Annotated in this window: 11 protein-coding genes; 4 read left to right on the forward strand and 7 right to left on the reverse strand. The window is 70.7% G+C overall.

Annotated elements, in window-relative coordinates; all coding sequences use genetic code 11:
• Positions 1-20 precede the first annotated feature (20 nt).
• A complete protein-coding gene (locus tag NE235_RS22065; protein WP_252805969.1) occupies positions 21-2,909 on the forward strand; it encodes a helix-turn-helix transcriptional regulator in 2,889 nt (962 codons plus the stop codon).
• Positions 2,910-3,009: 100 nt separating this feature from the next.
• On the opposite strand, the gene NE235_RS22070 is transcribed toward NE235_RS22065, so the two are convergent.
• The 5 genes from NE235_RS22070 to NE235_RS22090 form a co-directional block, all read right to left on the reverse strand.
• A complete protein-coding gene (locus tag NE235_RS22070; protein ID WP_252805970.1) occupies positions 3,010-3,984 on the reverse strand; it encodes an aldo/keto reductase in 975 nt (324 codons plus the stop codon).
• The gene (locus tag NE235_RS22075; RefSeq protein ID WP_252805971.1) at positions 3,981-5,207 is read right to left on the reverse strand and encodes an MFS transporter; all 1,227 of its coding nucleotides are present in this window, start codon (positions 5,205-5,207) and stop codon (positions 3,981-3,983) included. Before NE235_RS22075 ends, NE235_RS22070 begins: the two co-directional genes overlap by 4 nt.
• A 167-nt stretch (positions 5,208-5,374) precedes the next feature.
• Entirely contained in the window at positions 5,375-6,397 is a 1,023-nt protein-coding gene (locus tag NE235_RS22080) for a DUF4331 family protein (protein WP_252805972.1), read from the reverse strand.
• 103 nt (positions 6,398-6,500) lie between these two features.
• Entirely contained in the window at positions 6,501-7,406 is a 906-nt protein-coding gene (locus tag NE235_RS22085) for an SDR family NAD(P)-dependent oxidoreductase (protein WP_252805973.1), read from the reverse strand.
• Positions 7,407-7,482: 76 nt separating this feature from the next.
• Positions 7,483-8,238 (reverse strand): SDR family oxidoreductase, encoded by a 756-nt coding sequence (locus tag NE235_RS22090; RefSeq protein ID WP_252805974.1) that lies wholly within the window; start codon positions 8,236-8,238, stop codon positions 7,483-7,485.
• A 230-nt stretch (positions 8,239-8,468) separates the two neighbouring features.
• Here NE235_RS22090 and NE235_RS22095 point away from each other — a divergent pair, with 230 nt between their 5' ends.
• Both NE235_RS22095 and NE235_RS22100 read left to right on the forward strand, forming a co-directional pair.
• The gene (locus NE235_RS22095; protein WP_252805975.1) at positions 8,469-9,209 is read left to right on the forward strand and encodes an SDR family oxidoreductase; all 741 of its coding nucleotides are present in this window, start codon (positions 8,469-8,471) and stop codon (positions 9,207-9,209) included.
• Positions 9,210-9,392: 183 nt separating this feature from the next.
• Complete coding sequence (locus tag NE235_RS22100; RefSeq protein ID WP_252805976.1) at positions 9,393-9,770, forward strand: hypothetical protein; 378 nt, start codon at positions 9,393-9,395, stop codon at positions 9,768-9,770.
• A gap of 28 nt (positions 9,771-9,798) precedes the next feature.
• On the opposite strand, the gene NE235_RS22105 is transcribed toward NE235_RS22100, so the two are convergent.
• Complete coding sequence (locus tag NE235_RS22105) at positions 9,799-10,737, reverse strand: hypothetical protein (protein ID WP_252805977.1); 939 nt, start codon at positions 10,735-10,737, stop codon at positions 9,799-9,801.
• A gap of 144 nt (positions 10,738-10,881) precedes the next feature.
• Here NE235_RS22105 and NE235_RS22110 point away from each other — a divergent pair, with 144 nt between their 5' ends.
• Positions 10,882-11,649 (forward strand): DUF72 domain-containing protein, encoded by a 768-nt coding sequence (locus NE235_RS22110; RefSeq protein ID WP_252805978.1) that lies wholly within the window; start codon positions 10,882-10,884, stop codon positions 11,647-11,649.
• A 10-nt stretch (positions 11,650-11,659) separates the two neighbouring features.
• Here NE235_RS22110 and NE235_RS22115 read toward each other — a convergent pair whose 3' ends face one another.
• On the reverse strand, positions 11,660-12,832 hold the full coding sequence (locus tag NE235_RS22115; protein WP_252805979.1) for a cytochrome P450: 1,173 nt from the start codon (positions 12,830-12,832) through the stop codon (positions 11,660-11,662).
• Positions 12,833-12,895: the final 63 nt, after the last annotated feature.

Below are 12,895 nucleotides of genomic sequence, written 5' to 3' on the forward strand. Positions count from 1 at the left end.
CGCGACAAGGAGGGAGGAACGTGTCGCTCCTGGATGCCTCCCGGTTGCCCGCGCGTCCGATGACGGCGGCGGACACCGGCCCGCCTTCCGTCACGGGATTCCCGGCGCACCTGGGCCGTTCCGTCCTGGACGAGGTTCCGCGTTCGCACGGTCCGGGGCCGCAGGGGCGGGGATCCGGGACGCTGTACGGACGCGACGCCGAGCTCCGGCTGCTGGCGGACCTGACGTCTCGCGGCCTGGCCGGCGCGGGAGGCGCCCTGCTGCTGCGCGGAGAGGCCGGCATCGGGAAGACCGCCCTGCTCGGCGCGGCACGCGATGCCGCCGTCGGGCGGGGCGGCCGCGCCCTGTCGGCGGTCGGCGTCCAGTCGGAGGCCTCGATTCCCTTCGCCGGTCTGCATCAGCTGCTCAGGCCGATCCTCGACCGTGCCCCGGCTCTGATCCCCCGGCAGCGGCAGGCGCTGTCGGCGGCGTTCGGGATGATCGAGGGCGTCGCCCCGGAGACGTTCTCCGTCGGACTGGCCTCGCTGGAGCTGATCAGCGGTCTGGCCGACGACTCACCCGTCATCCTGGTGATCGACGACGCCCAGTGGGTCGACCGACCGAGCAGTGAGATCCTGGCCTTCATCGCCAACCGCCTGGACGCCGAGCGGATCGTCATGGTGCTCGCCGTCCGTGAGGGGCATGACACCGTCCTGAACGACGCGGGCCTGCCCGAACTGCCGCTGACGAGGCTCGATGACGACGCCGCGGCGGCGCTTCTCACCGCGCGTGCCCCGGAACTCGGCGGAGCCGTCCGCGACCGCGTCCTGACCGAGGCGGCCGGCAACCCGTTGGCACTGATCGAGCTCCCGGCGGCACTGAGCGGGGATCGAGTCCGGCAGTCACTGACGCCGTGGCTGCCGACCACCCGCCGCCTGGAGCGAGCCTTCCTCTCCCGCGTCTCGGAACTGCCGGACCCGACCCGGACCATCCTGCTGATCACCGCCGCCGACGACGAGGGCGACCTCACCGAGATCCTCAGGGCCGCGGAGCTCCTCGACGGCATGACCTCCTCGGTCGGCACCCTGGAACCCGCCGTCAACGCCGGGCTCATCGACTTCGACGGACGTGACGTGCGCTTCCGTCACCCCCTCATCCGCTCCGCCGTCTACCAGGCGGCCGGCCCGTCGAGACGCCTGGCCGCGCACGCCGCGCTGGCGACGACCCTGAAGGACCATCAGGAACGCCGGGCATGGCACAGGGCGGCCGCCAGCCCCGGGCCGGACGACGACGCGGCGCTCGACCTGGAGGCGGCCGCCCTCAAGGCACTCGACCGGGGGGCTCCGCGCGCCGCGGCCGAAGCCCTGCGACGAGCGGCGCTGCTGAGCGCCCCGGACCGGAACCGGGGTCGCCTCCTGCTGCGCGCGGCGGAGATCGACTTCGAGCTGGGTGACGCCGTCGCCGCACGCCGGCACCTGGCCGAGGCGAGGTTCTCGAAGCTCGAAGAAGGAGAACGGCTCCGCGTGGCCCTGTGGACGGAGGCCCTCAACGAGGAGAGCTGGTACAGCCCGGAACGGGTACGGGCCTTCGCCGACGTGACGGACCGGCTGGTCGGCGCCGAGAGCGACGGCGCCGCGCTCGCGCTGAGAGCCCTGTGGCCGCTGTCCATCGGCTGCTGGTACGGCGATCCGGCACAGGAGACCCGTGACCTCGTCGTCAGGACGGCGCGACGCCTCCAGAGAAGCGACGGCGACCCCATGGTGCTGTCCATCGCCGCCTGCGCGGACCCGGTGGAAGAGGCGGCGTGGGTGATCGGCAGGACGTCCCGGGTCTCACCGGAGTCCATCGACGACCCCGCCGAGCAGCACGCGCTGGGAGCCTCATTGACCGCCGTCTGGGCCTTCGACCTCTCCTGGCCGTTCCTGTGCGCGTCCGTCGACGGCCTCCGGCGACAGGGCCGCCTCGGACTGCTCGGCGAAGCCCTCGCCTCCCAGGCGTGGGCGGCGATACACCTCGGCAAGCATCGGCTGGCGGCGGCCGCGGCGGACGAGGCCGGCCGGTTGGCGCGCGACACCGGCCGGCCTCGCTGGGCGCTGGTGGCCGATCTGGCCACGGCCACGCTGGCCAGTGAGCGCGGTGACCACGAGGCCGCCGGCGAACTCATCCGGAGGACGGAGGCGGAACTGCTCTCGGTCGGTGCCCAGTCCATCCTCGGCTTCGCCCAGTTCGCCCGCGGCCGGTACGCCCTGGTCAACAACCAGCACGGCGACGCGTTCGAGCAGTTGGCCCGGGTACTGGACCCGTCCGACATCGCCTACCACCCGTTCGTGGGCTACCTGGGGATCGCGGATCTGATCGAGGCGGCGATCCTCACCGGCCGCCGCGACGAAGCGGAACACCACCTCACGCGGCTCGACGCCCTCGCCGAGAAGACGGCCTCCCCGTACCTGCGGGCCATGGCCGCCTACGCCCACCCCCTGGTCGCCCCCGACGACACGGCCGAGCCCCTCTACCAGCGGGCCTTCCGCACGCGGCTGAAGAATTGGCCGTTCCACCGGGCACGGCTCCTCCTGGCCTACGGCCGGTGGCTGAGACGCCGGCGCCGCCTCGTGGAGTCCCGTGCCCCGCTGCGGGCGGCCATGGAGAGCTTCGACGCCCTCGGCATCAGCGCGTTCGGTGAGGACGCGCGCGCCGAGCTGCGGGCCGCGGGAGAGGCCGTCGCCCGGCCGGCGCCTGACACCCTGGACAGACTCACCCCACAGGAACTGCAGATAGCCAGACTGGCCGCGAGCGGGCTGACCAACCGCGAGATCGGGGCACGGCTCTTCCTCTCTCACCGGACCGTCGGCTTCCACCTGTACCGGATCTTCCCGAAGCTCGGCATCACCTCCCGGAGTCAGCTGTGCATCTCCGATCTCGGCGGTGACTAGTGGCCGGGGCGCTGATCCGCGTCATCGCCGCCAGCCGCCAGCCACCAGCCGCCAGCCGTCAGCCGTCAGCCGTCAGCCGTCAGCCGTCAGCCGTCAGCCGTCAGCCGTCAATGCTGCTCATGTCGCCGTAGCGGTCGCCGACGGGCGGCCGGATGGCGGCGAGTCGTTCCAGCCGGGCGGAGTCGAGGGTCAGCGCGTCGGCGGCGGCGTTCTCCTCCAGCCGCGACACCTTCTTGGTGCCGGGGATGGGGGCGATGTCGTCGCCCTGCGCCAGCAACCAGGCCAGCGCGACCTGAGCCGGCGTCGCCTGGACCTCGGCGGCCACGGCCTTCACCTCATCGACGATCCGCAGGTTCCGGTCGAGGTTCCCTGGGGCGAAACGTGGCGTGGTGAGACGGAAGTCGGTGCTGCTCAGGTCGCTGTGACTGGAGATCGTGCCGGTGAGGAAACCGCGGCCCAGGGGTGAGTACGGCACGAACCCGATGCCGAGTTCCCGCGTGGTCGGCAGGATCTCGGCCTCGGGGTCGCGGCTCCACAGCGAGTACTCCGTCTGCAGGGCGGTGATGGGGTGTACCGCGTGCGCCCGGCGGATCGTGCTCGGCGAGGCCTCGGAGAGGCCGATGTAGCGGATCTTTCCAGCGTCCACGAGGTCCTTGAGCGCGCCGATGGTGTCCTCGATCGGCGTGCCGGGATCCACCCGGTGCTGGTAGTACAGATCGATGTGGTCGGTGTTCAGCCGGCGCAGCGACCCCTCGACGGCGACGCGGATGTTCTCGGGACTGCTGTCCAGGATGTGCCGCGCGTCGCCGCCTCGGTGGGTGAGCATCCCGAACTTCGTCGCCAGGACCACCTGGTCGCGGCGGCCGCGGATCGCCTTCGCGACCAGCTCCTCGTTGACGTACGGCCCGTAGACCTCGGCCGTGTCGAGGAAGGTGACGCCCATGTCGATCGCACGGTGGATGGTGCGGATCGACTCGGCGTCGTCGGCGCCGGCGCCGTCGTAGTAGGCCGACATGCCCATGCAGCCGAGCCCGATCCGGGACACTTCGAGCCGTCCGAGCGAGACCTTCTTCATCTCTCATTCCCTTCATGTGTGAGGTGTCGCCGGGTCGCCGCCCAATGCAGGAACCCGAAGAACGACGCGGCGGCACCGGCGATGACGACGGCGGGCCAGCCTCCGGCGGACCAGAGGGCGGACGCGAGGACGGATCCGACCGCGCCGCCGATGAAGTTGCCGGTGATGTAGGCGGTGTTGAGGCGGCTGCGCGCCTCGGGCGCGATCGTGAAGATCTGTGCCTGGTTGAGGATGTTGCGGGCCTGGGTCGCGACGTCGAGCGCGACGATGCCGGCGATGAGCCAGGGCAACGAATGCGAGCCCAGTCCCGCGATTCCCCAGGAGGCGATGGCCAGCGGCCAGGACAGCCCGGCCGTCGTCCTGGATCGGCCGCTGTCGTGCAGACGGCCGGCGCTCTGCGCGGCGACCGAGCCGAGCAGCCCCGCGATGCCGAACGATCCGATCACGGTCGGTGAGTAGTCGTACGGGGCGCTGCTGAGCAGGAAGGTCAGCGCGGTCCAGAACATCGTGAAGGTGCCGAAACCGAGTGCCCCGGAGACCATGATGACCCGTACGGCCGGTTCACGGCGCACCAGCGAGCCGACCGACCGCAGCAACGCGCGGTAGGTCGTAGTAGTACGCGGTGGTACGGCAGGAGTCATCCGATACAGTGCCGCGGCCAGCAGCACGATCGACCCGGCGGCCAGCGCGAACACGGCCCGCCAGCCCGCGACCCCGGCCACCAGACCGCTGAGGATGCGGGCGGCCAGGATGCCGGTGATCAGACCGCTGACGACCGTGCCGACGACACGGCCACGGCGGGCCGGTGCGGCCAGATCACCGGCGAAGGGCACGAGGATCTGGCCGGACACGGTGGTCACGCCGACGGCGGCCATGGCCAGGGTGAGGGCGAGGATGTTCGGCGCCAGCGCGCACAAGGTCAGGGCGACGGCGCACAGCAGCATCATCACCGGGATGAGCCTGCGCCGATCGCGCAGGTCACCGAGCGGGACGATGAACACGATGCCCGCCGCGTACCCCACCTGCGCCGCCGTCACCAGAGAGCCCGCCGTTCCCTCGCCGACACGCAGGTCGTGCGCGATCAGGTCCAGCAGCGGCTGGGCGTAGTACAGGTCGCCCACGGCGGCGCCGCCCGAGACGGCGAACAGGAACGTCAGCGGCACCGTCATCCGGTCCCGGGTGCCGAGGCCCGTGGTCCCGCCTTCGGCCCTGTCAACCGTCACTTCTCTTCCTTCTCTGTTCCCAGCGTCAATCGGAACGACCCGCCGTCCGCGAGTGCTCTCGCCCGGCCGCGGCCGTTCGCCGCGTCCGCGGCGGATTCAGGCTAGGAGCCGGGCACTCCGCGCGCCTGGGTGCACTGCACCCACCCTCAGGGACCGGCATGGGACGGTCAGACCGGGATGACGTAGGGAAAAGTGCTACCGCGCCGTCCCGCCGCAACGGCCGGCGTGAGGCCCGTGGGCACGGCGGTCCCGGTGACGAGGGACAACATGACCTCAGGCGCGTTGTCGGACAGTGTCCGCCCGTTACGGACCGCGAAGCCGAACGTCGCCGGTGTGCCCACCGCATAGGGCAGGACGTCGGGGAACAGCTCGCGGGCCACGGTCGCGCCATAGCCACCGGGATCACCGGAGACACCGGCGGCTCCGACGACCCCGGCGACCAGGCCGGCGATGTGCTCAGCGGCGGCGGCGTGGTCCTGCGACGGGTGCCTCGTGTTCGCGGGATTGGAGAAGTCGGTGTCATCAGGCCAGAAGATCGGCCACATCATCGGGTATCCGGCCCGGTTGACCTGCCGCCAGCCGCCGGCGTCGGTGGCGAGCCTGGTGGCGCCCCACACGCCGGTCCTCGCGCCGGGGCGCAGCCGCGGATGGGAGTGCGGAACCTCCAGCACGATCGACTCCACGGTCGTACCGGAGAAGCTGTTCTGCGCGTCCGACGGGTCCCACGCGGCCAGATCGGGCGCCGTGCCCTTCGCGACGGCGGCGTTGACGATGGCGAGCAGCGACAGGTCGATGTAGAAGGGGTCGGCGGCCCGCCCGGCCCAGACCCGTACACCGCCCCCGGCGGCCGGCTGCCCGGTCCGGCCCTCCAGCACCAGGTTCCCGGCCGCCGTGTCCTCCCGCGCGTCGGCACCGGTCAGCTCGTGCACCCGCAGGGCCTGCCGTCCGTCCGGGCCGGGCTCGCCGAACGAGATCCGGTAGGTCAGGTCCTCGAAGGCGGCGCCGTCGAAGTGCACCTTGAACTCGTACCGCGCCTCCGGGTGGAAGCCCGGTCGCGCGTAGACGCCGGTGATGTCGGAGTTGACGTCCATGACGAACACCGTGCTTTCCTGCCCGGGAAACACGTACAGGTCGTCGATGAACAGTTGGCCGTTCTGCGCCGCCAGCGGCGTGTCGATATGATGGGACATGAGGTGGTCCTCCTCGGTGCGTGGCTTGCCTTGGCTGTGATGCGGTGAGGTGAGAGCGACACGGATGGGTGGCGGCCGGGGGTGGCGCACGCCTCCGGCGCGGTCAGTCGGCGGGCAGCGCCGGTCCGAGCAGGTCCTCCAGCTCGACCCGCCGGTAGAACTCCCGCCGGATCAGGTCGCCGACCCGGTTGACGGTCTCGGCTCCGTCGTCGGCCGGGTCGATGTGCACCCGGAACGGCCGCCGGCCCTTGGGGGTGTCGACCACCCGGACGATGGACCGGGCCACCTCCGCCGGGTCGGCGTCGGCGGGGGCGAGGTCGGCGAGCTTCCTGGCGATCTGGTCCATCAGGCCGCCGTAGCGGCCCTCGTACGCTTCCGCCACCTCCGGGCTGGCCGGATGCCCCGCGTTGGCGAAGTGGTTCGTGCCGGTGGTGAACGAGCCGGGAACGATGATGACGGTGTCGATACCGAATCGAGCGAGTTCGGCCGCGTACGAGACGGCGAGGGCGTCCTCGGCCGCCTTGGCCGCGAAGTACGGCCCGAGGTACGGCGGAGTGCCGCCCCTGGTGCTGCTGGAACCGACCCACACCACCAGCCCGTCCCCTTGGCCGCGCAGATGGGGCAGCACCGCCCGGTTGAGCCGCTGCGTGGAGACGGCGTTCGTGTCGTAGACGCCGACCAGCTGCTCGGGCGTGAACGCCTCGAGCGGGCCGAGGACCATGTGCCCGGCGTTGTGCACGACGACGTCGACCCGGCCGTGCTCGGCGACGACGGCCTCGACGGCGGCGTCGACGGAGTCCTGGCTGGACACGTCCATCTCGATGGGACGCAGGTCCACCGACCGGGTCTGGGCGTACTCAGAGGCGTCGCGGGCCGCGGCGGTGTTGCGGCCGGTGATGTCGCGCATACCGGCGTAGACGACGTGACCGGCGTCGGCGAGGCCCCGGACGGTCATGGCGCCGAAGCCGCTCGACGCCCCGCTGACAATGATGATCTTTTGGGACGGCATGTTGCCTGCTTCCTCGGGTGTGGGATACGGGTGTTGCTGTGTTCGCCGGAATCGCGACCGCGTCGCGGCGGTCGGCTCAGATGACGCCGCCGTTGGCGTAGACGACCTGGCCGTTGACCCAGCGGGCCGGGCCGGCCAGGAACGCGACGACCTCGGCGATGTCCGCGGGGACGCCCAGACGCTCTAGAGGCGCCATCCGGGCGAGACGATCGATCGACTCCTGGTCCTTTCCGTCGAGGAACAACGGAGTCGCGGTCGGTCCCGGGGCCACCGCGTTGACGGTGATGTCCCGGCCGCGCAGTTCCTTGGCCAGGATCAGCGTCAGCGCGTCCACCGCGCCCTTGCTGGCGGCGTAGGCCGCGTAGGTCGGCAGGGCGATCTTGACCACTGACGAGGACAGATTGATGATCGCGCCGCCGGACCGGACCCTTCGGGACGCCTCCCGTGCGACGACGAAGGTGCCCCGGATGTTGATGCGGTGCATGCGGTCCAGCACCGCCAGGTCGAGCTCGGCCAGCGGTGAGAGCTCCATGACGCCGGCCGTGTTGATCACGACGTCGACCCCGCCGAAGGCCGACTCGGCCGCCTCGAACAGCGCGGCGACGTCACCCTCGTCCGCGACGTCGGCGCGCACGGCGACGGCCCGACCGCCACGATCGGTGATCGTCGCGGCCAGTCGCTCCGCCTCGGCCGGCCGGCCGGCGTAATTGATCACGACGGCGCACCCGTCGTCGGCGAGGCGCCGGCAGATCGCCTGGCCGATGCCGCCGGAACCTCCCGTCACCACCGCCACCCGGTCACGCGCCGGGTCTCGTCTCTGCTGCTCGACCATCGGGCCGCCTTCCTCTTTCGCGCTCGCATCGGAACGCGCTCATCGTGTTCCCGGCGGCTCCGTGCCTTCTTCCGTCAGGTGACTGGGCCGGTCACCGGTGCGGGGTGCGAGGCGATGACGTGACGGTGAGCAGGTCATGTGACGGAAGAGGGCACAGCGACGGCCCGGCCACGATGGCCGACGTCTCAAGCGACACGAACGAAAGGACGGATCCGGTGCCCGACAGTGCTTTGAGCGGAAAGACAGTTCTGGTCACGGGGGGAGCGAAGAACCTCGGTGGCGCGATCTCACGTGACCTCGCCGCCGCCGGGGCGAGAATCGCCGTCCACTACCACAGTCCCTCCGACAAGGGCCTCGCCGACGAAACGGTGGCCGCGTGCGTCGCGGCGGGTGGGGACGCCTTCGCGGTCGAAGCCGAGCTGACCTCGGTGACGGAGATCCGCCGGGTCCTCGACTCGGTGACCGGACGCTATGGCGCCCTCTACGCAACGGTGAACACGGCGGGCCTCGCGAGGGGCAACCCGATGACCGAGGTCACCGAGGACGAATACGACGCCCACTTCGCCATCAACTCCAAGGCCGCGTTCTTCGTCATGGCCGAGACCGCCAAGCGGATCGACGACGGCGGCGCGATCCTCAACCTCGTGTCATCGTTGCTGGCCGCCTACACCGGCCGCTACTCCGTGTACGCCGGCAGCAAGGCGCCGGTGGAGCACTTCACCCGGGCACTGTCCAAGGAGCTGGCGGGCCGCCGCGTCTCGGTCAACAACCTGGCTCCCGGCCCCATGGACACGTCGTTCTTCTGGAACGCGGCCGCACCCGGTGAGGAGGAGTTCTCCCGCGCTCAGACGCCGTACGGCGAGCTCACGAAGGTCGAGCACATCGTTCCGTGGGTACGTTTCCTGCTCACCGACGGATGGTGGCTCAACGGCCAGACCGTCTTCCTCAACGGCGGCTTCGCCACTCGCTAGCCGCTCGCCCGCTGGCGACGCGGGGCCGCCTCGGGGGCCCGCCCCGCTTCGCCTGCGGCCGGCAGCCGGGGACGGAACGAGAGAACCGCCCGTGAGTCAACAGCCAAAGGAGCGCGGCGAGCTGGAACAGGCTTGACCTGTGTCGACTTGCGATCTTTCGAACGTCAGTTCGAAAATGGTCGCATGCGCGACGCCCGGCCGCTCGACCACTACCCGTCCGGATCCCATCGGATCGAGGCGCGCGACGCCTGGGTCTGGATCCGCCACAAGGGCGCCTGGCGTAAGGGGGCGATCCACTGCTGGTACGTCCACGGCGACACCTGGATGGCGTGGATGCAGCACGAGGATCCCACCCCCGACGTTCCGTGGTCGGCATGGGGGCTTTACGTGTACGACGGGGTCACGATCCGCCGGCGCCACACACCCGCCGCTGTCGCCCACGTCGAGCTCTCACCGGACTCCGACGGCATGGACCGCATAACCGCAAGGCTCCGCGACACCGGCTACCGCGTCGCCCGGCACCGCCTCGCGGGCGACGACCGGACCCTGCTCATCGGATAGGACCGCTCCATGCGGCCTCGCCGATGACTCAGTCGAAAAGCTCGTCGGCCGAACCCGCCACGGCAGCCAGCCGGACCCACTTTTGCAACTGTGAGAGGTCGAGGCACTCCTCGATCCGGGCGCGCTGCTCGCCGGTGAGCGCGACCCCCCGCACGTCCAGGACGGCGAGGATCGCCTTGGCCTCACCCCGGGCCTCGCCCCGGGCCTCACCTTCGGCGAAGTATCTCTTGGCGAAGCTGCTCTGGTACTCATACTTTTCAGCGATCAACAAGGCCTCCAGGTAACTGCGGGCGTACTCGGTCTGTAGCGCCGCGAGTACAACATCAGCGTACAGCTGGGCACGTTCATCGTCGACGTCGCACAGGACACCCTTGTGAAGGGCATCAAGGACCTCGAACCTCTGTGAACCATGCACCATCGCCGACAATACGGCCAATTCAGGCAGATTTTCGGCTTCGTCGGCATCCGTCACCACGGGGATCGAATCGGGCCCGAGCACCAACGGCCTCAAGGCCCACCCCGGATGGCCGATAGGGATCGACTTCGCACACCAGGACGCGACCGCGGCGTCCACACAGACCACCAGCAACACCGTCGGACACTCGATGCGCGCCCGCAGGCTGGTTACATAGAGCGGCCAGCTCCACCGCTTCTGCGGATCGCGGCCGCGCTGCACCTCGACCACAACCCCGAGGACCGGCCGATCGGTCCGCAGCACTACGACGACATCCGCCCGAAATTCGCTGGGAACAACCTCGGTCAAATCGCCTGACTCGGACTGAACCTCATCGAATTCGGGAACGGCAACATCCAGGACGTTACCGAGCAGATCAGCCGCCAGTTGAGGGCGGTTCCGAAACAGGAGAGCCACTGCTTCGTGTTCTGTTGTCGGCATGCGTAAAACATTATCGGCGATCGACCAGGCGCGCACGATAATCGACGCTTTACCAGCAGATATAGCGGTCATCTCCGACTAATATCACGTTCTCTTGTACCATCCGGACAGCGACGCATCCGGCCCGTTTAGGCGGCGAGAGGAGGGTACGACCCACGGCATGCCGAACGATCCGGCGAGGAGGGGGGACCGCACGCGGTCGTGGTGGGGGCCGGGATGCCGCTGCTGATAGGCACGTCCGGGTGGCAGTACAAGCACTGGCGGGACGTCCTCTACCCGACCGGGCTGCCGCAGCGCGTCTGGCTGGAGCGGTACGCCGAGTGCTTCGACACGGTGGAGAACAACAACGCCTTCTACCGCCTGCCCGGCCGTGAGGTGTTCGAAGGGTGGCGGGAGCGCACGCCGCCCGGGTTCGTGATGGCCGTGAAGGCCAGCCGTTACCTGACCCACATCAAGCGTCTCAAGGACCCGGAAGAGCCGGTGGACCGGCTGATGAACGCCGCGAGCGGCCTGGGCGACAAGCTCGGCCCGGTCCTCGTCCAGCTCCCGCCGACCCTGCAGATCGAGGTCGAGCGCCTCGAACGCTGCCTGCGCCGCTTCCCTGCGGGAGTCCGGGTCGCGGTCGAGCCCCGGCACCCGTCCTGGTGGACCGGTGAGGTGCGTGAGCTGCTCGTCCGGTACGGGGCGGCGCTGTGCTGGGCGGACCGGCTCGGCCGGCCGCTCACGCCGCTGTGGCGGACCGCCGACTGGGGCTACCTGCGGCTCCACGAGGGCGCGGCCACGCCCTGGCCGGAGTACGGCGACCGGGCGCTGCGCTCCTGGGTGCGGCGGCTCGCCGAGACCTGGGACGACGGCCAGGACGTCTACGTCTACTTCAACAACGATCCGGGCGGCGCGGCCGTACGGGACGCCGGGCGGTTCGCCGAGTTCGCCCGGGCGGCCGGTCGCGGCGTGACCCGTACGCCCGCGCTGTCCGTGCGCTGACGGGCGTGTCTCACCACGTGACCGGCAGCGCCGAGACGCCGCCGGTCAGGCGGTCGGCGCGACGCGGCAGCCGGTCGATCGGCACCGCGAGGCGCAGGCCGGGGAACCGCTGGAACAGCGAGCCGAACACGGCTCGCAGCTCGACGCGGGCGAGGTTCGCGCCCAGGCAGTACCGGATGGCGTAGCCGAACCCGAGGTGCGGCTGCGGGTCGCGGCCGATGTCGAAGCGTTCCGGGTCGGTGAAGACGGTCTCATCCCGGTTGGCGGCCGCGGTCGAGATCACGCACAGCTCCCCCGCCCTGATCCGTACGCCGTCGACCTCGACGTCCTCGCGGGCGTACCGGGCGAGGCCGTGATCGTTCGGGACGGCGGCGCGCATGATCTCCTCGACCGCCGCCGGTGCGAGCGCGGGGTCGCGCCGCAGCGCCGCGAGCTGGTCCGGGTTGGCCAGCAGGATGAGGACGCCGTGGTCGATGCGGTTGACCGTCGTCTCGTGCCCGGCGAACAGCAGCCCGCCCGCGATGGTCGCGACCTCCTCGGCGGGCAGGTCGGCCTGTGCGAGGTCGGAGTAGACGTCCTCCCCCGGGTCGTCCCGCTTGGCCTTGACGATGCCGTGGGAGTACTCCTCCATGGCCGTACGGGCGGCGGCGGACCGGTCCGGGTCGGTGAGGTCGGTCATCTCGTCCGCGATCGCCCGGAAGTGGTCGCGGTCGGCAAGGGGGACGCCGAGGAGCTCGCAGATCACCTGGATGGGCAGCGGGACCGACAGCGCCGCGTGCAGGTCGAGTGGTGGGCCGTGCTCCTCCATCCGGTCGAGCAGGTCGTCGACCAGCTCCTGGACGCGCCCGGCCAGCGCCCGCATCCGGCGTGCGGAGAACGCCGGGGCGAGCAGCCGGCGCATGCGGTCGTGCACGTCCTTCTCGGTGGCGAACTCCCCCGTCGGGCCGCCGGTGATGGCGGAGTTGGAGAGCCGGGGGGCGTGGTCGGGATCGGGGTGGGAACGGCCGAAGCGCTGGTCGGCGAGGATCGCCCTGGCCTGGTCGTACCCGGTCACGAGCCATCCCTCGTCACCGGTCCGCGTGCGGACCCGTGTGATCGGTTCCCTGGCGCGCAGGGCGGCGTACGCCCCGGAGATCCCCAGCAGGTCGGTGCGCTCGAACGGCAGTCGCGGCAGGTCGGCCATGAGGCGACGTCCCCTCCCCGAGGTAGCGGTCAACCTTTACGGTTTCACCCGTCATGTCGGCCG

The organism is Actinoallomurus spadix (assembly GCF_024055725.1).
GTDB classification, from domain to species: Bacteria; Actinomycetota; Actinomycetes; order Streptosporangiales; family Streptosporangiaceae; genus Actinoallomurus; species Actinoallomurus spadix.